A 20,048-nucleotide genomic window follows, 5' to 3' on the forward strand; every position below is an offset into this window, starting at 1 on the left:
ATCCGCGCTGTTCTGCCACGTTGCCGGAGGAATCCATTATTTCCAAGCATTTCAACGCTTTTGGCTTGCAACCCGATTTCTTGGGATTACCCATCATGTAAACGGAAGTGGGGGGCTTCGATGCTGAGACAATTTTTCCTTTTTACCGCTTTATCCATGTCCACCGTTGCGGTGGCGCAGGACAAAGCCGCCTTGGACTTTGGTGCGCGTGAAGGCGTGGCAGACGTCTCGCTTTCCCCCGACGGCACGAAGATTGCCTATATCATACCGGACAAAGGGCAGGGCAGTCGCCTGTTTACCGTGGATATTGCCAATGGCGGTAAATCCGTTCCGGCGCTGTCCGCAACGGGAGATCCCGAACGGCTTTCCTATTGTGAATGGGTGTCAAATGCGCGCCTTATCTGTCTGGTTTCAATGGTTCTTCGGGAAGCTGGTGAACCCGTTTCGGTCAGCCGTCTCGTCGCGGTAAACTCCGACGGAACCGAACTGAAACTGGTTTCCATGCGGCAGGGATATAATGCGGAACGCTTTTCCTATTTCGGTGGCAGTCTGATTGACCTGCTGCCTACAGAGGATGGCGCGGTGCTGCTTGGCCGGGAATATGTGCCCGAAGGCCGCACCGGATCGCTGATTTCAAAATCGGACGAAGGCTATGGCGTCGACAGGGTCGATACCAAGACATTGGCCGCCAAATCTGTCGTGCGTCCGACACGACTGGCCAACGAATATATCAGCGACGGCACCGGAGCGGTTCGCATCATGGGGGTTATGAAAACCGACGCCGGATATGATAGCGGCGTGCGGCGCTATGTTTACCGTCCGGCCGGGCAAACGGGTTGGCAGGCGCTGAGTGAATATGACAACACCACAGGCACCGGCTTTAATCCCTATGCAGTCGACCCCGTCGAAAACGCGGCTTATGGTTTTGAGAAATATGAAGGGCGTTTTGCGCTTTACAAGGTGAAGCTGGACGAGAGCCTTGCAAAGACGCTGGTCTTCAACCGCCCGGATGTCGATGTCGACAATCTTATAACCCTGGGCCGCAAAAAGCGGGTCATTGGGGTCAGCTTCGCCACGGAAAAACGGCAAGCCGTCTATTTCGATCCGGCTTTTAAAAAACTGGGTTCTTCCTTGTCCAAGGCACTGCCAAACGCAGCATTGATCCACTTTGGCGGGATGAGCGCCGACGAACAGAAACTGATTGTCTGGGCGGGTAGCGACACCAATCCGGGGCAATATTATTATTTCGACAAGGCGACCAATGCGGTCAGCCCGCTGTTTGCAAGTCGCCCCGAATTGGAGGGCTACAAGCTGGCGCCGGTCAAGGCAGTCAATATCAAGGTGGGCGATGGCACTCTGGTTCCCGGTTATCTGACGTTGCCTGTCGGCGTGGAGGCCAAAGGGCTGCCCGCAATCATTATGCCGCATGGCGGGCCGAGTTCACGCGATGAATGGGGATTTGACTGGCTGGCGTAATATTTTGCAAATCAGGGCTTCGCGGTGCTCCAGCCCAATTATCGCGGGTCGGCCGGTTATGGCGATGGCTGGTATCAGGAAAATGGCTTCCAATCCTGGAAAACCGCCATTTCGGATGTGAACGACAGCGGCCGCTGGCTGGTTTCCGAAGGTATCGCAGCACCGGATAAACTTGCAATTGTAGGCTGGTCTTACGGCGGATATGCGGCGCTCCAGTCGGCGGTGCTGGACCCACAGCTATTCAAGGCAATTGTCGCCGTCGCGCCGGTGACCGACCTTGCAAAGCTGAAGGAAGAAAGCCGCGGCTATATGAGTTTCCGTATTGATCGAGATTTTATCGGTTCCGGGCCGCATATAACCGAAGGGTCGCCTGCGCGGAATGCGGCCAAGATCAAGGCGCCGGTGTTGCTTTTCCACGGCGCTCTTGACCGGAATGTCGGTGTCCACCAGTCAGAATTCATGGCGGATCAATTGCGCGAAGCCGGAAATCCCGCCGAACTGGTGCTTTACAAAAAGCTCGACCATTATCTCGAGGATAGTAGCGTTCGGGCCGAACTGCTTCAGAAAAGCTCCACCTTTTTGAAGGACAAGATGCAGATCAAATAAGGTTCACACCGCCGGTGACGATCAGGAAGCGGACGGCGGCTGCCGGGGCACTGGCGGACGGAAATGCGGCTTGCGCCAGGGCGGGTTGGGAATCTCGCCCGCCACCTGCTCAACGCCGTTAAGATAGCCGAAATAGGATGCAATCAGCCGGTCTTGCGGTTCGGTTATCGCGTTGCGGCCGTGCATGAAACGGCTGTTGTCTAGGATCAATATGTCCCCCGGTTGCCAGTCGACGGCAAAGGTGATCGGCCGTGCCGCTGCGGCGATAGCCTCCACAATCCAGTCTGGTATCCTGTTGCCGTCATCGAAAAGGGGGATGCGGTCATTGTGCAGGTAATAGCGCGCAAAAAGCAGGAAGTTACCAAAGGCAGCTTCGTTGCTGAGCAGCGTGCGGTGGATGGCCGGGTGCCAGAAATAGCGGACAACGGCATTATCAAACCGGCGAAAACGATAGGGGCAGTGTGCTGGTGGATTCGCCAGCGCTACATCATCGGGTTGTGCTGTTCCCAACCAGTAATTCAAAATATCGGGTCCGGCCGGCTGAATGTATAACAGCGCCCGGTTTTCGAGAGCCGACAGCACATTTTGCGGCAGGCGTTTCAGAAGTTCGACACCATCGCAATAGGTTGTTTCCCCGCCACTTTGCGGTGCATCGATACAGTGGAAAAAACACATATCGGGTTTCCACGGTTCGCGAGACAATTCGGGGTGCAGGGGAAAGGGTTCACTGCCCAGATTGACGGACTGGATATTGTTGTCGCCATCCAGAACCAGCCGGTTCGGACTTTCGTTGAAAACCGACACCGCGCAAAAACGTTTCGCAAAGGCATTGAACGAGGCGAGATCGGGCGCGAAACCCCTGACCAGCACAGCGGTTGTGCGGAGTCTTTCAAGGATATCGGGCGCGTTGATCGTATCGAGACTTTCACCAACCGCGGCCTGTACCAAGCTTAGGGGTCTGTCCGGATAGGGGGTCGAAAATTCGGGCATAGGTCCCAGGGTTGTTGCAAAGGGCGATGTTCAAATCCTGTGTAGGCGAGTGGGGCGTAGATTGCTACATCGCAGCTATGGAACGGATAACGCTACCGGATTTGCTCACGAACCCCGATTTTTATCTGTTCGGAACCGAAAATGATGTGGCCATTTTTCTGGCCATGAACCGGCAGAGTTACGAACGGTCGATATTCTTTGACGGCAGGATTGCGCCCGTTTCGGAACAAGCGATTCCCGTGGCGCTTCAGCCCTTGCTGGCGGCGTTACCCGCCACTCCCGCTTCGCCCCCGCACATTGGCTGGATTTTTCATATGGCCCATACAGGGTCTACATTGCTGGCACGGGCGCTCGATCTGCCAGGACGGAATTTGGTGATACGCGAGCCTGTCTTACTACGATCTTTAGGCATTGAGGCGGGACCTTTGCATCAAAGCGGCAAGGGCACTGCGCATTGGTCGCAAAAGCTCCAACTGGCGCTGCATATGCTCGACCGCCGTTATGCACCCGACCAGCCTGTGCTGGTCAAGGCCAATGTCCCTGTCAATCGCATCATTCCGGACCTGCTCGAACGGTCGCCTTATCAGAAAGCCGTGTTTCTGCATTTTGGACTGGAGGATTATCTTGCCGCCATATTGCGGGGGCCAAACCACCGAAAGTGGGTGGAGCATATCTACACCGAGCTTCAGCTTGCAGATGCTCCAGATGCGCAGACGGTTATGAATATCGGCGAAAAGGCGGCGGCGCTTTGGCTTTACCAGATCGACATCTACGCCCGGATGCTTGCACAGAACAAGGATCTGCGCAGTCTGGATGCCAACATCCTGTTTGACGATCCGTTGGAAAGTGTGCGTGCGGCGGCGGCCTATTTCGGATGCCCGATGGACACTGAAGAAGCCGGGAATATCGTCGCAGGGCCCTTGTTTTCGACCTATTCCAAAAATCCCGGTGCCGCCTTTGACAATGCGGCGCGCAAAAAGCGTCTGGCGCTTGCACAGACGGAGATTTCAGAACAGCTGATGGCCGCCAGGCACTGGGTCGAAAGGAACCCGGCAGCAAAAGCCTTGCCGGTGCGGTTGGGGCAGGCGCTGTGCGGCGAAAATGGATCGCTTCTCTGACCTTGCGATCCCGGTCCAAACAAAAAAGGCGGCCCCGCAGGACCGCCTCTTTGTTGGCTGAAAACCGGAATTAGCGCGAATAGAATTCGACGACCAGATTCGGTTCCATTTTTACAGGGTAAGGTACTTCGTCAAGCGTCGGAACGCGCGCGAAGGTTACCTTGTCGTTGCCGTCAACAGCAACATATTCCGGAATGTCACGCTCGGCGAGGCCTTGTGCTTCGATGACCAGAGCCATTTCCTTCGCCTTGTTGCCGAGGCTGATGACGCTGCCGACGTCAACCTGGCGGCTGGCGATGTTGCACTTCACGCCATTGACGCGGATGTGGCCATGGCTGACGAGCTGGCGAGCCGCAAAGATCGTCGGCGCGAATTTTGCACGGTAGACGATCATGTCGAGACGACGCTCGAGCAGACCGATCAGGTTCTGCGAGGTATCGCCCTTCATGCGGTTGGCTTCCTGATAAGCGCGCTTGAACTGCTTTTCAGTGATATCGCCATAATAGCCCTTCAGCTTCTGCTTGGCGCGCAGCTGAATGCCATAGTCGGACAGCTTGCCTTTGCGGCGCTGACCGTGCTGGCCGGGGCCATATTCACGCTTGTTGACAGGTGATTTGGGGCGACCCCAGATATTTTCACCCATCCGGCGGTCAAGTTTATACTTCGAGCTTGTACGCTTCGACATTTACAGTCTCCAATTTGCTAACAACGATGTTCCCGGTACCGCGCGACACATGCTGGATGGGCCGGACACCTGCTTCACCGGGGTGCAGGGTCAATTGCGAAGGCGCGCCTATGGCGGCAAAGCGCCTGATTGTCAACATCGCGCTCGACTTTATTGCCGCAGCTTTCTAAGGCGCGGCCATGTCCGAAATCGAACCGAGCGTAGACCCGCAAAATTGCAGAAACATGACCGAAGTCCGGGCCGGGGTCGACGCCGTCGACCGCGCGCTGGTTGCACTTCTGGCCCGGCGCTTTGGCTATATGGATGCCGCCGCGCGTATCAAAACCGACCGTGCCGCGGTCCGCGACGAAGCGCGCAAGGCAGAGGTGCTGGCCAATGTGCAAAAAGCGGCTCAGGCGGCGGGATTGCCGGAAGAGCCGCTTGTGCAACTTTGGGATCAGCTGGTGGAAAGCTCGATCGCGTATGAATTCGCCAAATGGGATGCCAGCCGTAGCTGATTAGCCTCCGGTCGGGAATTGCGGCGGCTGGGTTGTGCCCTGTGCGCCTTTGACCGAAAGTTCGGCGGCATATTCAGCCTGTTCCCACTGTTCCTTTGTCTTGCACTGGCGCTTGCCGATACGGCTGCCGGTCATGTCGACGTTTTTGCAGATTTTCTTGGGCTTGGGCTTTGCCGTTTCAGTAGCGGCCGCGCCATCTGCTGCAGGGGCGGTATCGCTTGCGCCCGAGGCAAGCAGCAGTATGGACAAAAGTGCGGTAGTTAGCATGTTGGGGGTCTCCAATATTCGAATAAGCAGAAACCTTATCGAAGCCGGAGCCGACCGCCAAGCGGCTATTTTTCTGTTCGTCGATTTCTTGTGAGCGTGGTCAAAACGCCACGCAAGGTCCGCACCTCCAGCGCATTCCACGCCGGTTTGGTGAGCAGGTTGCGCAATGTCCGGCGGGTCACAGGAGCACGGTCCTCCGGACGGAAATAGCCGAGCGGCTCCAGCATATCGTCCAGTTGCTGAATGAGGCCGTCCAGTTCAAACTGCGTCGCGGGCGGGTCCAGTTCGGTTTTGGGCGGGCTGGCGAGCTTTTGCGTCTTTGACCATTCATAGGCGCACAGGATAACCGCCTGCGCCAGATTCAGCGATCCGAATTCCGGATTGATGGGAACCGTGATGATCGCGCGCGCCACCGTAACCTCGTCGCTGTCGAGGCCGGAGCGTTCGGCGCCGAACAGGATCGCGCTGCGACCACTATTGCCGAGTACTTCCTGCGCAGCTGCTTCGGGGGTGATGACGGGTTTGGTCACGCCGCGTTTGCGAACGGTTGTGGCGTAGATATGGCTGATATCGGCAGTCGCCTCGGCCAGCGTGTCATACACCTGTGCATTAGCGAGCACGATGTCGGCGCCGGATGCCGCGGGACCCGCTGCCGGGTTGGGCCAACCATCGCGCGGTGCCACCAGACGCATCTCGGTCAGGCCGAAGTTGAGCATGGCCCGCGCAGCCTTGCCGATATTTTCGCCCAGTTGCGGACGAACGAGGATGATAATGGGCGGCGAGCTCATTTCTTCGCCGCTTCGACCACGCTCCCGGCGAATTCTTCGAAATCCTTGGCTTCGCTGAAATCCTTATAGACCGAGGCAAAGCGGATATAAGCGACGCTATCGAGCGCCTTCAGGCCCGCCATCACAAATTCGCCGATGCGTTTGGACTCGATCTCGCTTTCGCCCAGCGTTTCCAACTGCCGCTGGATGCCTGAAGCCAGTTTTTCAATCTGGCTCGCGTCCACAGGCCGCTTGCGGCAGGCGACGGAAAGCGAGCGCTCCAGCTTTTCCCGTTCAAATGGTTCGCGTTTGCCCTCGGACTTGACGACGGTCAGTTCGCGCAGCTGGATACGTTCGAATGTCGTAAACCGGCCGCCACATGCCTCGCACTGGCGACGGCGACGGATGGCGCTATTGTCTTCCGTCGGCCGGCTGTCCTTGACCTGGCTGTCGTCATGTCCGCAAAATGGGCAACGCATCTATTTCTGATTTTCCTGATTTTTCTTTTTATTTACATGCCGGTAGGCGACAATGCCAGCCCCGATCAACGCACCTGTGGCCAGTCCGATCGGTGCAATCACCGCTGCTGCAGCGCCGATGGCGGCACCGCCGGCGACTTTCTTGACGGTATCCTGATCGGCGAGATGCTTGCCTGTGTGATACGCGTCCTTGGTCGCGCCCCACAATTCGTCCGCAGCTTCGCCGACATAATGCCGGGCCTGGTTCGGAAAGCTTTCCGCCGCGCGCTGTTCCGGCGTTTTGGCGCCGCAATGCGGGCAGAATTTCGCGCCGTCCTGATACTCACCGTCGCATTCGTTGCAATATCCCATGGTCAATTTCCCTTCTGTGTATTAGATGGGTAAGTCACCTATATAGTTCAAGAGGGATAGATTGGAAAGCGCTTGCACAAGGCTTCCGCTTCGGCCTTCACCCGTGCTTCGATCTGGCCGTCACCGGCTTCGCCATTTTTGCGCAGACCTTCGACCACATCGGCAATCATCCGGCCGATTTCCCGGAATTCTGCCGGACCAAAGCCGCGCGTCGTTCCCGCAGGTGTTCCGAGGCGCAGGCCGGAGGTCAGGGTGGCCTTTTCCGTGTCGAACGGGATATTGTTCTTGTTGCAGGTGATTGAAGCGCGATCGAGTGCATGTTCGGCATGCTTGCCCTTTGCATCCTTGGGACGCAGGTCAACGAGCATCGAATGGTTGTCGGTTCCGCCCGACACGATGTCGAGGCCCTGTTCCTGCAAGCTGGCGGCCAGCGCCTTTGCGTTTTCGACAACGCTTGCGGCATAGGTCTTGAATTCGGGCTTCATCGCTTCGGCAAAGCATACAGCCTTGGCGGCAATGACATGCATCAGCGGGCCGCCCTGCAGCCCCGGGAAAATCGCGGAATTCAATTTCTTCGCCAGAGCTTCGTCGTTGGACAGGATCACGCCCGAACGCGGACCGCGCAGCGATTTGTGGGTGGTTGTCGTCACGATATGCGCATGCGGAATGGGTGAGGGGTGGGCGCCGCCCGCCACAAGACCCGAGATATGCGACATATCGACCAGCAAGGTTGCCCCGATTTCATCGGCGATGGCACGGAAACCGGCCCAATCCCAAATTCGCGAATAGGCGGTGCCGCCAGCGATGATCAGCTTGGGCTTGTTCTCGCGGGCAATCCGCGCGACTTCGTCCATGTCGATGATCTGGTCTTCACGGCGCACGCCATAGGGGATGGGGTTAAACCATTTGCCCGACAGGTTGACGGGCGAACCGTGGGTCAGGTGACCACCGGCCGCAAGGTCGAGGCCCATGAAGCTGTCACCGGGGTTCAGCAGTGCAAGGAAAACAGCCTGGTTCATCTGGCTGCCGCTATTGGGCTGCACATTCGCAAAATTGCATCCGAACAATTTCTTGGCGCGTTCGATGGCGATCGTCTCGATCTCGTCGACATATTCGCAGCCGCCATAGTAGCGTTTGCCCGGATAGCCTTCAGCATATTTGTTGGTCAAAATCGAACCAGTCGCCTCCAGAACGGCGCGCGACGTGATATTTTCCGATGCAATCAGCTCGATCTTGTCTTGCTGACGGCCAAGCTCCTTTGCAATCCAGCCCGAGATTTCGGGATCCGCCTCGGCAAGGCCGCGGGTGAAAAAGCCGTCGGGCTGTACATTGCTCAGATCATTGGCGGGATGGCTGCTCATGCTGATTCCTTCGCATTTTGCGGGTTGGACAATTTATCGACGCGACGCTGGTGGCGATCGCCGCCAAATTCCGTCGCAAGAAAACGGTCGACGCAGGCTTTCGCCATTTCAACGCCAATCAGGCGTGCGCCCATCGCGATAACATTTGCGTCATTATGTTCGCGGGCCAATTGCGCCGAGAGTGGCTCGGACACGAGCGCGGCGCGGGCGGCCGGGTTGCGGTTTACGGCGATCGAGATGCCAATGCCCGATCCGCACAGAGCAATGCCACGCTCTGCAGAGCCATCGGCAATCGCGGCGGCGAGTTTATAGCCATAGTCGGGATAATCGACCGAGCTTTCGTCATGCGGGCCAAGGTCCGTAATCTCATGGCCCTGTTCGCGCACATAGGCGACCAGCGCGGATTTCAGCGCGAGGGCGGCATGGTCGGAGGCAATGGCGATACGCATGGGCATATCCTTCGCGGGCGTGGGGACTCGTCAATGGCGTCCCTCTAAGCGAGGGACAGCCAAAACGCTATGGCGAATTTGCCCGATTGTGCAGCTTTTCCACGGGCTTTATGGGGGGATATGCTCAACGCCATACTCTCGCTCGCCATGATCGCCGCTTTTTTGCTTCTCATCGGGGCGTGGAAGCGTTGGCGGCGTGATGGATTCAGCCAGCAAATGTGGCTGATGGTCGCGGCGGCTCTGGTGATTTTTGCCAATATCGCAATCTGGGTCGTGCCCGATGAAAAGGGCAACAGCCTGGTGACGGGCGAAGTGAAATAAAACCCCGCCTGACGCTTAACAGACCAAATTCACTTGATGGGTGAATTGGGGTCCAGACGGAAATCCAGATAATTGTTCACCGAAGCCATCAGCATATCCATTTCATTTTCGTAGAAATGGTTGGCGCGGGGAATTTCGTCATGGTGGATTGTGATGTGGCGCTGGGTCCGCAACTTGTCGACCAGCTTCTGCACCGCATTGGGGTTCACAACCTCGTCCTGCGCGCCCTGAATGATAATGCCTGAAGACGGGCAGGGGGCGAGGAAGCTGAAATCATACATGTTGGATGGCGGCGAAACCGAGATGAATCCACGGATTTCAGGGCGACGCATCAGCAACTGCATGCCGATCCACGCGCCGAAGCTGAACCCTGCGATCCAGGTTGTGGATGCTTCGGGATGGAAGCTTTGTACCCAGTCGAGCGCCGATGCGGCATCGGACAACTCGCCAATGCCATTGTCAAATTCGCCTTCGCTGCGACCGACGCCGCGGAAGTTGAAGCGTAATACGGCAAAGCCGCGGGCCACGAAGGTCTTGTACAAGGCCTGCGTGATACGGTCGTTCATCGTGCCGCCTGCCTGCGGATGCGGATGCAGGATCATCGCAACCGGCGCACGCGGACGTGGCGGGGGCGAGAAACGGGCTTCGAGACGGCCTTCGGGACCTGGAATAGCAATGGCAGGCATCTGTTTTTTCGATTCTATATTTAAGTGCCGCGCAGCAACCGATTGTTCGGGCTTTGCAGGAAGTTGAAGCGCTATATAGAAGCAGTCACGATTTTCGCAACTGTCATGGAACAAATGACCCAAAGCCCGCGCATATATCTCGACCACGCCGCCACGACGCCACTGCTCCCGGCGGTACGCGAAGCCATGGCCGACGCGATGGAACGGTGGGCCAATCCATCGTCCCCCCATAGCGAGGGCAGAGCGGCGCGCGCTGCACTCGAAGATGCACGGGCGCGGATAAATGCCGCGCTGGGCTGGGATGGCGAACTGATCCTGACAAGTGGTGCCAGCGAAGCCATAGCACTCGCCCTGCGGGGACAGGATGCCGTGGCAAGCGCGGTTGAGCATGATGCGGTGCTGGCCGTGGCTGGAAAAACGCGCCTGCCGGTCAACGCGGACGGCTATGTGGAGGCATCCGCGATTCAGGCCGCCGCCCGCTATGCGGTGCAGTCGGTCAACAATGAAACCGGTGTGATCCAGCCGCTGCCCGACATTCTGGCGGCGGTCCGTGCCGTTGGCGGGACATTATTCACCGATTGCTCGCAAAGCGCCGGAAAATTGCCTTTGCCAGAGGCGGACCTGATTGCGATTTCCGCGCATAAACTGGGCGGGCCGCCAGGTGTCGGGGCCTTGCTGACCCGCAATTTGGGGCTTTTGCAACCCACCGGCGGACAGGAACAGGGCTATCGCCGGGGCACAGAAAACCTTCCCGCGGCGATCGGTCTGGCCGCTGCGTTGGAAGCCCGATTTGCATGGCTGGCCGAAGCTGCGCGTCTGCGGGCCGTTCTGGATGCTGCGGTGCGCGAGGCCGGGGGAATTATAGTTGCCGATGCGAGCAATCGGCTTGCGACCATTGCCAGTTACCAGATGCCGGGTGCGGCGGCATCGAGCCAATTGATCAGCTTCGATATGGCAGGAATCGCCGTGTCGGCAGGTAGCGCCTGTTCTTCGGGTACGCTGAAAACCAGCCATGTGCTGGGTGCGATGGGCTGGGATGAAAAGGCGGCCTCGCAAGTCATTAGGGTTAGCTTCGGCCCCGAAACCAATGCAGCCCATATCGAACGCTTTATCGACGTGTGGCGCGGAATATTTGCGCGGGCAAAGGCGGCATGATCTACCTCGATTATCAGGCCACAACGCCACTGGCTCCCGAGGCCTTCGCGGCGATGGAGCCCTGGTTGAAAGAGGGCTTCTGGAACCCGCACAGCGCCCATGCCGGTGGACGCAAAGCGGCCGCGGCGGTGGAAGTGGCGCGCGATCAGATCGCCGCCTTGCTCCCTAAAGGGGGACGGGTGATTTTTACCAGCGGTGCAACCGAGGCGCTCAACCTCGCCATCAAAGGCTGTGGATTGCCGGTTGCGGCGCTTGCAACCGAACATGCGGCGGTGCTGGATTGCGTGGCCCATCTGGGCGGGGCGGTTGTGCCGGTCGGGTCAGACGGACGCGCGGGCTTTGGTGATCTGGGGCAGGGCCTGTTTGCGGCCATGCTCGTCAACAATGAGGTGGGAACTATCCAGCCAGTCGCGGAATTGGCAGACCAGTGCCATCTGCAGGGCGGCCTGCTGCTGTGCGATGCGGTGCAGGCCTTTGGCCGGATGCCCATCCCGGACGGGCCGGACATGATTGCCGTGTCCGCACACAAGATTCACGGACCCAAGGGCATCGGTGCCCTTTGGGTGCGCGACGGGATTGAACTTGTGCCGCTCATGCATGGCGGGGGTCAGGAACAGGGGCTTCGCTCGGGAACATTGTCGCCCGCCTTATGCGCGGGTTTCGGCGCGGCCGCCGCGCTGGCTGCGCGGCACATGGAACAGGATGCCGCACATGTTGCGCAATTATGGGACCGTGCCCTTGCGGCATTTGCCGACTGGACGGTGAACGGTTCCACGACCCATCGTTACCGGGGTAATCTCAACATACGCCGTGACGGGGTGGACGTGGGTCGCCTGATGTCCGAATGCCGCGACATTGCCTTTTCCGCCGGTTCGGCTTGCGCCAGCGGGTCCGGCCGGCCAAGCCATGTCCTGTCCGCGCTCGGACTGTCCCAAACACAGGCAAAATCATCGATAAGGCTGGGTTTTGGGCGCTATACGACGCTTGCGGAAATTGATATTGCTGCCGAAGCAATCAACCGTGCAGCAGGGGCGATGATATGATCAAAATTACCTTCATCAACGCCGAAGGTGAAGCACATGAGGTTGAGGCCGAAACCGGCATTGGGTTGCTGGAGGTCGCACAGGGTGCCGGAATGCCCTTGGAAGGAACCTGCGAAGGCCAGATGGCCTGCTCGACCTGCCATGTGATTGTGGACAAGGCATGGTTCGACAAACTGCCGCCTGCCGTCGAAGATGAAGAAGACATGCTCGACCTTGCCAGCGGCGCACGGCGCACCAGCCGCTTGTCCTGCCAGATCCTGTTGACCGACGAACTGGACGGCCTTGTCGTGCGCATACCGGCGGAAAGCCGGAATATGCAGGGCGTTTAACGCTCTTCACTTCCCATTCACGAAACAGCGCCTATATAGGTCGGTGCCGGGTTCGCCCGGCTATGGCAATAAATTGCGATGTGCAATAGATGCAGCGGACCCGGGGGCGGTACCCGGCAGCTCCACCATATCTCCCGGTTTACCGGGCGTTCTGACGGGGCTGAACTAGGATCGACGTGCGTTGAAAAGCATTGTTTTTGCCCGGCATGAATAAGCCGTGAAATGGTTCAAAACTCATAAGTGCCAACGATAACGAAGCACTTGCTCTCGCAGCATAATTTTGGGCCTCACGGTCTGAAATTATCCTAAAAGAACGCGGCCGGACCGGCCGGGCAACAGAAAGGTTACAGCGGCCCCCCGGAGCCGGGCAACAGAATCCGGGGACTTTTCCTTTCAGTCGACGCCAAATGCCTTGTGCAGCTCAATCGCCTCCAGCATCTTGGATGCGGCGATAAATACGGCGACGGTGCACAGCACAAAGAACATCTTGCCGACATTGCCGGGATATTGGACCATATAGTCCTTCCCCCGCTCGGCTGCGCCCAGACCGAGCGCGTAGGTGATCAGGAAGACCTCCAATTTGGTCTTTATGGTGAACAGGCGGGCGATCTTTTTCATAGTTAAGAAAATAAACTGCAATGCCCGTGCCAGTTCAGCAATTGCGGGCATTGCAATGGTTAACGCCGGCGCCAATTGTAAAGGATTTCGACGCCTAGCGCAGTTCCGCCAGCCCGCAGGCATCGAGCAACGCCTCGCGCGCCTTGCGGACGGTCGAAACCAGTGCCGGATCACCCAGTTGGGCAGGCGCGATCGTCTCTGGCCAGTGCGCGGCGATAATCCCGGCAATCCGGTCCAGTTTGGCCTCGTCCGCCATGAAGCGCGGGTCGACCGTGGCGGGGTCGCATGCCACGCGCAGACGCAGACATGCCGGGCCGCCTCCATTGGCCATGGATTGGCGCACATCGACGGGGATCAGCGTGCGGATCGGGCCATTGCCCGCAACCATTTCGTTCAGCCAGCCCCAGACCCGGCTGTTTTCCTGCGCCTCACTGGGAAGGATAAGCGCCATGCCACCATCGGGCAGGGTCACAAGCTGTGCATTGAACAAATAGCTCTGGATCGCGTCGGCGAGCGATACGCGGTCGGCAGGGACAATCACAATCTCCGCCTCGGGCATCAGCCTTTTGATATCGGCATAGGTTTCTTTTGGATATTCAAAGGCCTGTTCATGGGTGAACAGGACGCGCTCATTCGCGACGGCAACGACGTCATTGTGGAAGGCGCCTGCGGCAATGGCCGTTTCCGACTGCTGCACGAACAGCGTCTTTGCCGGGTCCAGCCGGTGGGCGCGGGCGATGGCTTTTGACGATTCCACATGCTGCCGCGCGGGGAAGGGGCCGCCCGCCTTGCCATAGACAAATATCTCGATACCCGCCTCGCCATGCGATGGGCAGAGGCGCATGAAATTGGCTGCGCCTTCATCGCCATAGGGTGGCGGCACGGGGCCGTGGACGGTGAAGTGCCTTTCGTCGGCAAAGGCGATGCGCAACTGAGCAAGGGTACCGGTCCATTCGTGGCTGCGGTGCGCCATGGTCAGCAGGTTCGCCGCCGACAGATGGCATTTGCCATCGGCCGTATCGGGCGCAGGCGACACCGTCGCGGCATTGGCGGCCCACATGGCCGAGGCGGAGAAGGCCGCCGCGCGGATATGCGGCTCTGCACTTTCCATGTCGGTCGCCAGCCCTGAAAGCCAGGCGGTGTTCGGCCGGTCGAGCGGCATGAAAAAGCCCTGCGGCAGGCCGAGCCGCAGATTTGCGCGCATTTTCTCAACGCCCTGCAATGCCGCCGCACGCGGTTCCGATACTGCGCCTGCATTATTGGCCGAGGCGATGTTGCCAAGGCTGAGGCCCGCATAATTGTGGCTGGGGCCAATGATGCCGTCAAAGTTGATTTCCGCGAATGCCATGTCTTACCACCTTGGAACAAATGTGACGGTTTCACCCGCCGAAAGCTTCAGCGCTTTTGCGCTTTCGGGATCAAGGATGACCGTGTCGCCATCTTCCTGCACCCAGCCATAGGTCGCGGCAAATCTGTCGAGGCGGCCGCTGCTGACCAGCATCTTCTCGCCTTCCTTATGGTCGCCCAGCCGGTCGCTGATCTCGCCGACGATTGCATCTCGTGCCTCACGCACGCTGCGGATCTGATCGGTGCGGGCGGTCATGGTCGGGCCACCGTCGAAGATGTCGACATAATTTTCCCAGGCAAATCCTTCATTTTCCAGCATCCGCATGGCCGCCCGTCCCGAAGGATGGGGAACGCCAATCACCGATTTGGCATTTTCGGGAAGCATCGCGATATAGACGGGATGTTTCGGCATCAGGTCGGCGATGAACTGGTTGCCGAACTTTGCGTTGAATTCGTCCGCTTCCTGAAAGCTCATGCCAAAAAAGCGGCCCGCAACGCCGTCCCAGAAGGGCGAGCCGCCAGCCTCGTCGATTACCCCGCGCAGTTCGGCGATTGTCCGGTCGGCAAAGCGCGCGCGGTGGTTGCGGATAAACAGATAGCGGCTGCGCGCGATCAGCATGCCAAGGCCGCCCGCGCGTTCGCCGGGATGTAGGAACAGGCCGCCCACTTCGGTGGTTCCTTCCAGATCGGTCGACAGGTTCAGAATGTCGGCACGGAATGTCCGGCCCAGTTCTTCGCTATGCTGGGTCAATGCACCGATACGGTAGCTGTAAAAAGGCCATTTCTGCCCGACATAGCCGAAAATCTGGCAGGTCCCGCGCACTTCGCCGGTCGCGGTATTTTGCAGGACAAATACATAAAGGTCATCACTGACGCCGTCCTCGGTCCGGCTGAAACCTGCAACCGAACGCTCCAGCTTTGCGGTCAGCGCCTTGCGATCGGGCGGCAGGTTGGTGAACCCGCCGCCGGTCCGTTTGGCCATTTCATAGATTGGTTGCAAATCGTCCATATTTGCCGGACGGATAATGAAGGTCATAAGGCTCCCTTTTTGGCGATACGCAATATGGTCAAGGCGGACAGACGCGCGCGCTCGACCAGACTTTCGGTAATCAGAAATTCATCGGCACTGTGAATTGCCCCACCGCGCACGCCCATGGTGTCGATCACGGGGATGCCGCAGGCGGCGATATTATTGCCGTCGCACACACCGCCGCTCGCTTTCCAGGCAATAGCGAGACCGAGGTCGGCCCCGCATTGTTTGACCAGATCGAACAATTTTGCGGCCCCTGCATCAATGGGCTTGGGCGGGCGGCCAAAGCTGCCGTGCAGATGGGCATGCACATCATGCTCCCGCTCGACATCAGCGATCAGGGTGCGCAGGGCCTGATCAGTTTCCTCGACAATTTGCGGCGTCATCGGCCGGAAATTGACGCGCAGTATGGCGTGGTCGGGCACGACATTATTGGGGCTGCCCCCTTCGATCCGTGCCGGATTGACGTTTAGGCCGGGACGGGTGAGGGCCTTTAGCCGCAGCGCGAGGTCGGCAGCCGCCAGCAGGGCATTCCGGCCATCTTGCGGATTGCGTCCGGCATGTGCGCTTTTGCCGGTAAAGATGATGGAAAAATTCCCGCTGCCCCCACGTTCGCCCGCCAATGTTCCGTCGGGCAGGGCAGGTTCGTAGGTGAGTGCCGCGGTCTTTCCCTTGGCAAGCGCGGCAATCAGCGGCGCTGAAGAGGGTGATCCCACTTCTTCATCGCTGTTGATCATAACCTGATAGCCGACATTCGCAAATTCAGGCGCCGTTTCTGCGGCGGCAAGGGCGGCCAGCATGACGGCAATACCACCTTTCATGTCGGCAACGCCAGGTCCGTTCAACACGCCATCTTCAAGCCAGCGCTGTTCCTGAAAGCTGTGGTCGGCGGGGAATACGGTGTCCATATGGCCGGTAAAGAGCAACTGTACAGCGGCGTCGGGACGGACAGTGACGACCAGATGGCGGCCATGTTCGACATTTTCGACGACCCCGTCGGCACGTACCTTTTCAACCGGAACAGGTTCGCGCAATTCGATGGTTCCGGGAAGAATCGCAAAGGCGTCGGCCAGCATGTCGGCGGTCGCTTTCAACCCTGCAAGGTTGCCGGAACCGCTGTTAACGGCGGCCCATTGCTGCACCTGGGACAGCATCGGGTCGTGCGTGATCCGTTCAAGCGCAGCGCGTTCGGTGAAAGCCAGATTTTGCATCCATCGCCTTTAGCCGCGCGCAATGCGAAGCGCCACCCCTAGCGAAATGCAACATGCGCCTTGGACGCCGACATTATCCCAATTGCCGGGCGAGAGCACACCATTCGGGGATCGTGACCGTTTCCGGACGGCGGTCTGCCGCTATTCCGGCTGGTTCCAGTGCATCCAGTGCGCCGGGAACAGCTTTCAGGCTTTGCCGCAGCATTTTGCGGCGCTGTCCAAATGCAGCGGCAGTCAGTTTTTCGAGTACAGCCATCTTCACACCCTCGGGCGCCTCACCGGGGGTAATATGCACAACTGCGGACATAACCTTTGGCGGCGGGGTAAAGGCCGATCGGTGGACGGGCATCGCGATTTTGGCATGGGATCGCCACTGGGCCAATATGGCCAGCCGTCCATATGCATCGCTTGCCGCAGGGGCGACAATCCGGTCTGCAACCTCGCGCTGGAACATCAGGGTCAGCGAAAGCCATTCGGGCGGCCATGTGTCGCCGCCAAGCCAGCCGACGGCAAGCGCAGTGCCCACATTATAGGGAAGGTTGGACAGGATATGGAATGGCCCGCCTATTTCCTTCGCCGGATCGATCTTCAGGGCATCGCCTTCAATTACCCGCAACTGTCCGGGGAAAGCCTCCGCCAATTCGGCGAGCGCGGGCAAGCACCGGTGGTCTCGCTCAACGGCCAGCACATTGGCACCGGCGCGCAACAGGGCGCGGGTCAATCCGCCGGGACCGGGGCCGACTTCATAAACATTCTGTCCCTTGAGCGACCCGGGGATGGCGGCAATGCGGTCAAGGAGCTGTTCGTCGAACAGGAAATTCTGACCCAGCGCCTTGCTCGCGGACAGGCCGTGGCGGGCAATGACATCCCGAAGCGGGGGCAGGAGAGGCCGGGTCATGCCGCGTCGGCAGCTTGGCGGTTCAACGCCGCCATTTCCGCCATCTTGATGGCTGCAATCATGGAATGGGGCATCGCTATATTCTGGCCCGCAATGCCAAAGGCTGTGCCATGATCGGGGGATGTACGCACCACCGGCAGGCCCAATGTGATGTTGACGGCATCGTGGAAATATAACGTCTTCAGGGGAATCAGTGCCTGATCGTGATAGGCGCACAGGGCGGCGTCATAATGTGAGCGTGCCTCTGCATGGAACATCGTGTCGGCCGACAGGGGGCCAACCACATCAAAACCTTCGCTGCGGATCTGCGCGATGGCAGGGCCGAAAATGTCGATCTCCTCACGGCCCATATTGCCCGATTCGCCTGCATGGGGATTGAAACCGGCCACCGCCAGGCGCGGTTTTTCGATCCCGAAATTGCGTTGCAGCCCTTTCGCTGTGGCGCGCAGCCGCTGCCGTATCAGGCGCCCATCCAGTTTGGATGCGACCGACGCAAGCGGGATATGTGTCGTCATCGGCACGACGCGCAGGTCGGGGCCGGCAAGCATCATGACCGCATTATTCTTGGATACACCACAGCGTTCGGCGATGAATTCGGTCTGTCCGGGATGGGTGAAGCCGACGGCATAAAGCTGGGTTTTTGATACTGGCCCTGTGACCAAGGCCGAGGCACTGCCCGCGCGGGCGAAACCTATGGCCATTTCCAATGCCTGATAGGCGCAATGCGCACCATCCAGATCAGGCTCGCCCGGTTTGACGGAGATGCAGCTATGCACCTCAATCACCGGAAGCGCCGAATCAAAATGGGCAAAGCTGTCGGCGGGGTTGTCGATCTTCACGACCGGGCCGTTCCAATGCGGCGCAAAGCAGCCCACATCGCCGATGGCGAAAAACGGCGGCAGCTTTTCGCGGTTCCGCGCTTCCCATGCCTTGCCGATGATTTCCGGTCCTATGCCCGCCGGGTCGCCGACCGAAATCGCCAACGGCAGGTCAAGTCGCCGTGACGGCATCAGTTATATTCGATGACTGCGTCGCGGCGGAGGTCGCGCAAGTAGATTCGCGCACGTTTGTTGACCCGTTCCTCTTCCAAACGCGACATGATCTCGTCAAAGGATTCCGAAGCGGCTTCCTGCGGCGCGTCGCGGCCGCACATGACAAAAACGCGAACGCCATCTTCCAGCGACCCATAAGGCGGTGTCGACTGGCCAACCTGAAGATCGAGCATCACCTGCTGCAACGGGGCAGGCAGGTCGCGGATCTTGATGCCGTCGCGGTTCACCACATCGGCATTTAACTGGCGTGCCATTTCATCGGCGGCACCGCAGCCATTGATCTTGCTGGTTTCTTCGCTGAACCGTTTCACCAGCGGCGCAACCTGCGCCTCGGTCGTGCCGGCGGGGAAGGTGATCGCAATCTGCTTCAGGCTGAGAACCGAATCGCGTGGATCCGATGTCGCCACCTGGCGGCGATCAATCAGAAGCAGGATCGAAATGCCGCCCGGCGAGGGAACGGCCTGGATTTCATTGGCCCGCATATTGGCCGCTGCGGTCGCAAGCGAGGGCGGCAATTGGGCGAGCGACAACCAGCCAAGATCGCCGCCGACCGAAGCGGTCGATGCTTCCGAAAACTGGCGGGCATAGGCGACAAAATTGCCGCCCTGACGCAACTGGTCCATGATCTTGCGGGCATTTTCGGTCACCGCAGGCATGGTTTCGGGTGTGGCCGACAAATAGATTTCACCGATACGATATTCGGTGGTGCCTTTGGTCGCCTTGATACGTTCGATGATCGCGTTGACTTCATCGTCGCTGACATTGGCCGAAGGACGCACATTGCGCGACAACAGCCGGCTCCACGACAATTCGCCTTTGATCTGCCGCTTCAGCGTGGCGACCGACGAACCGATGGAAACGAGATATTTTTCAACTTCACTCGCCGGACGGTTGAAATTCTGTTGCGCGACGCGGTCGAAATACTGGTTCACCTCGGCATCGGTGACTTCGATTTCATTCGCGGCTGCTTCCTGGATCTGAAGTGTTTCGTCGATCAGGTTGGTCAGGATCTGGGCACGGAAACGTGCAACTTCTTCCGGGGGAAGCTGGTTGTTATTGGCAGCGACGATCAGGGCGAGACGGTGGTCAATATCGGTACCGGTGATGATTTCGCCATTTACCTGCGCGGTGGCGCGGCGCACGTTGGGATCGTTTTTGCCGTAAAGGGTCTGGCCATCGGGAATGTCGAGACGCGCTTCTGGCGATGTTTCATCCGAAACAGTTTGCGCGATCGAAGGTGTCAATGCTGTGGCAGTTGCCAGCAAAGCCGCAATGGAAAAGCGCTTGGAAAACTTCATTGATGACAATCCAG

General features: G+C 58.8%; 24 protein-coding genes, 1 other RNA gene and 1 pseudogene. 9 read left to right on the forward strand and 17 right to left on the reverse strand.

Annotated features, from left to right (window positions below):
• Positions 1–120 precede the first annotated feature (120 nt).
• Together FOM92_RS02420 and FOM92_RS16210 are read left to right on the forward strand one after the other, a co-directional pair.
• Entirely contained in the window at positions 121–1,476 is a 1,356-nt protein-coding gene (locus FOM92_RS02420; RefSeq protein ID WP_342778156.1) for an alpha/beta hydrolase family protein, read from the forward strand.
• A gap of 12 nt (positions 1,477–1,488) precedes the next feature.
• A pseudogene (locus FOM92_RS16210) lies at positions 1,489–2,082 on the forward strand (alpha/beta hydrolase family protein); the annotation flags it as partial.
• A 21-nt stretch (positions 2,083–2,103) separates the two neighbouring features.
• Here the strand turns inward: FOM92_RS16210 and FOM92_RS02425 are convergent.
• Positions 2,104–3,072, reverse strand: a complete 969-nt coding sequence (locus tag FOM92_RS02425) for a TauD/TfdA family dioxygenase (protein WP_143775191.1) — start codon at positions 3,070–3,072, stop codon at positions 2,104–2,106.
• A gap of 26 nt (positions 3,073–3,098) precedes the next feature.
• Here FOM92_RS02425 and FOM92_RS02430 point away from each other — a divergent pair, with 26 nt between their 5' ends.
• Entirely contained in the window at positions 3,099–4,190 is a 1,092-nt protein-coding gene (locus tag FOM92_RS02430; protein WP_143775193.1) for a hypothetical protein, read from the forward strand.
• A 70-nt stretch (positions 4,191–4,260) separates the two neighbouring features.
• Here the strand turns inward: FOM92_RS02430 and rpsD are convergent, their stop codons facing one another.
• Positions 4,261–4,875: a 30S ribosomal protein S4 gene (gene rpsD / locus FOM92_RS02435; RefSeq protein ID WP_143775195.1), complete on the reverse strand. Its 615-nt coding sequence runs from the start codon at positions 4,873–4,875 to the stop codon at positions 4,261–4,263.
• A complete protein-coding gene (locus FOM92_RS15890) occupies positions 4,847–5,014 on the reverse strand; it encodes a hypothetical protein (protein ID WP_170226772.1) in 168 nt (55 codons plus the stop codon). Before FOM92_RS15890 ends, rpsD begins: the two co-directional genes overlap by 29 nt.
• 40 nt (positions 5,015–5,054) lie before the next feature.
• Between FOM92_RS15890 and FOM92_RS02440 the strand changes: the two genes are divergently transcribed.
• Positions 5,055–5,372 carry a chorismate mutase gene (locus FOM92_RS02440; RefSeq protein WP_143775197.1) on the forward strand — a complete coding sequence of 106 codons (318 nt, stop codon included), beginning with the start codon at positions 5,055–5,057 and terminating at the stop codon, positions 5,370–5,372.
• On the opposite strand, the gene FOM92_RS02445 is transcribed toward FOM92_RS02440, so the two are convergent.
• From FOM92_RS02445 to rpiB, 6 genes are all read right to left on the reverse strand, one after another.
• On the reverse strand, positions 5,373–5,639 hold the full coding sequence (locus FOM92_RS02445; RefSeq protein WP_143775199.1) for a hypothetical protein: 267 nt from the start codon (positions 5,637–5,639) through the stop codon (positions 5,373–5,375).
• Positions 5,640–5,704: 65 nt separating this feature from the next.
• The gene (locus FOM92_RS02450; protein ID WP_211347338.1) at positions 5,705–6,427 is read right to left on the reverse strand and encodes an RNA methyltransferase; all 723 of its coding nucleotides are present in this window, start codon (positions 6,425–6,427) and stop codon (positions 5,705–5,707) included.
• Positions 6,424–6,885 (reverse strand): transcriptional regulator NrdR, encoded by a 462-nt coding sequence (nrdR, locus tag FOM92_RS02455; RefSeq protein WP_143775201.1) that lies wholly within the window; start codon positions 6,883–6,885, stop codon positions 6,424–6,426. The genes FOM92_RS02450 and nrdR overlap by 4 nt, the downstream gene beginning before the upstream one ends.
• On the reverse strand, positions 6,886–7,236 hold the full coding sequence (locus FOM92_RS02460) for a zinc ribbon domain-containing protein (protein WP_143775202.1): 351 nt from the start codon (positions 7,234–7,236) through the stop codon (positions 6,886–6,888).
• Between the two features lie 47 nt (positions 7,237–7,283).
• The gene (glyA, locus tag FOM92_RS02465) at positions 7,284–8,597 is read right to left on the reverse strand and encodes a serine hydroxymethyltransferase (RefSeq protein ID WP_143775203.1); all 1,314 of its coding nucleotides are present in this window, start codon (positions 8,595–8,597) and stop codon (positions 7,284–7,286) included.
• Positions 8,594–9,046 (reverse strand): ribose 5-phosphate isomerase B, encoded by a 453-nt coding sequence (gene rpiB / locus FOM92_RS02470; RefSeq protein WP_211347339.1) that lies wholly within the window; start codon positions 9,044–9,046, stop codon positions 8,594–8,596. The genes glyA and rpiB overlap by 4 nt, the downstream gene beginning before the upstream one ends.
• A 69-nt stretch (positions 9,047–9,115) precedes the next feature.
• Here rpiB and FOM92_RS02475 point away from each other — a divergent pair, with 69 nt between their 5' ends.
• Positions 9,116–9,367: a hypothetical protein gene (locus FOM92_RS02475; protein ID WP_246087126.1), complete on the forward strand. Its 252-nt coding sequence runs from the start codon at positions 9,116–9,118 to the stop codon at positions 9,365–9,367.
• A gap of 29 nt (positions 9,368–9,396) precedes the next feature.
• Here FOM92_RS02475 and FOM92_RS02480 read toward each other — a convergent pair whose 3' ends face one another.
• Positions 9,397–10,053 carry an alpha/beta hydrolase gene (locus tag FOM92_RS02480; RefSeq protein ID WP_143775205.1) on the reverse strand — a complete coding sequence of 219 codons (657 nt, stop codon included), beginning with the start codon at positions 10,051–10,053 and terminating at the stop codon, positions 9,397–9,399.
• Between the two features lie 114 nt (positions 10,054–10,167).
• Here FOM92_RS02480 and FOM92_RS02485 point away from each other — a divergent pair, with 114 nt between their 5' ends.
• From FOM92_RS02485 to ssrA, 4 genes are all read left to right on the forward strand, one after another.
• On the forward strand, positions 10,168–11,208 hold the full coding sequence (locus FOM92_RS02485) for a cysteine desulfurase family protein (protein ID WP_143775206.1): 1,041 nt from the start codon (positions 10,168–10,170) through the stop codon (positions 11,206–11,208).
• Complete coding sequence (locus FOM92_RS02490; protein WP_143775207.1) at positions 11,205–12,251, forward strand: cysteine desulfurase family protein; 1,047 nt, start codon at positions 11,205–11,207, stop codon at positions 12,249–12,251. The genes FOM92_RS02485 and FOM92_RS02490 overlap by 4 nt, the downstream gene beginning before the upstream one ends.
• Positions 12,248–12,580 carry a 2Fe-2S iron-sulfur cluster-binding protein gene (locus FOM92_RS02495; protein WP_143775208.1) on the forward strand — a complete coding sequence of 111 codons (333 nt, stop codon included), beginning with the start codon at positions 12,248–12,250 and terminating at the stop codon, positions 12,578–12,580. The genes FOM92_RS02490 and FOM92_RS02495 overlap by 4 nt, the downstream gene beginning before the upstream one ends.
• 6 nt (positions 12,581–12,586) lie before the next feature.
• Positions 12,587–12,931, forward strand: a transfer-messenger RNA (tmRNA) gene (gene ssrA / locus FOM92_RS02500).
• Between the two features lie 42 nt (positions 12,932–12,973).
• Here ssrA and FOM92_RS02505 read toward each other — a convergent pair.
• From FOM92_RS02505 to FOM92_RS02535, 7 genes are all read right to left on the reverse strand, one after another.
• Positions 12,974–13,249: a hypothetical protein gene (locus tag FOM92_RS02505; RefSeq protein WP_425473361.1), complete on the reverse strand. Its 276-nt coding sequence runs from the start codon at positions 13,247–13,249 to the stop codon at positions 12,974–12,976.
• Positions 13,250–13,292: 43 nt separating this feature from the next.
• Complete coding sequence (locus FOM92_RS02510; RefSeq protein ID WP_143775209.1) at positions 13,293–14,546, reverse strand: N-succinylarginine dihydrolase; 1,254 nt, start codon at positions 14,544–14,546, stop codon at positions 13,293–13,295.
• A gap of 3 nt (positions 14,547–14,549) precedes the next feature.
• Positions 14,550–15,581: an arginine N-succinyltransferase gene (locus FOM92_RS02515; RefSeq protein ID WP_143775210.1), complete on the reverse strand. Its 1,032-nt coding sequence runs from the start codon at positions 15,579–15,581 to the stop codon at positions 14,550–14,552.
• On the reverse strand, positions 15,578–16,786 hold the full coding sequence (locus FOM92_RS02520) for a hydrolase (RefSeq protein WP_143775211.1): 1,209 nt from the start codon (positions 16,784–16,786) through the stop codon (positions 15,578–15,580). Before FOM92_RS02520 ends, FOM92_RS02515 begins: the two co-directional genes overlap by 4 nt.
• Before the next feature lie 73 nt (positions 16,787–16,859).
• Positions 16,860–17,684, reverse strand: a complete 825-nt coding sequence (gene rsmA, locus FOM92_RS02525; protein WP_143775212.1) for a 16S rRNA (adenine(1518)-N(6)/adenine(1519)-N(6))-dimethyltransferase RsmA — start codon at positions 17,682–17,684, stop codon at positions 16,860–16,862.
• Positions 17,681–18,694, reverse strand: coding sequence for a 4-hydroxythreonine-4-phosphate dehydrogenase PdxA (gene pdxA, locus FOM92_RS02530; protein WP_143775213.1), 1,014 nt, complete (start codon positions 18,692–18,694; stop codon positions 17,681–17,683). The genes rsmA and pdxA overlap by 4 nt, the downstream gene beginning before the upstream one ends.
• On the reverse strand, positions 18,694–20,034 hold the full coding sequence (locus FOM92_RS02535) for a peptidylprolyl isomerase (protein WP_143775214.1): 1,341 nt from the start codon (positions 20,032–20,034) through the stop codon (positions 18,694–18,696). Before FOM92_RS02535 ends, pdxA begins: the two co-directional genes overlap by 1 nt.
• Positions 20,035–20,048 lie beyond the last annotated feature (14 nt).

Origin of the sequence: Sphingorhabdus contaminans, assembly GCF_007280415.1 — a bacterium.
GTDB classification, from domain to species: Bacteria; Pseudomonadota; Alphaproteobacteria; order Sphingomonadales; family Sphingomonadaceae; genus Sphingorhabdus_B; species Sphingorhabdus_B contaminans.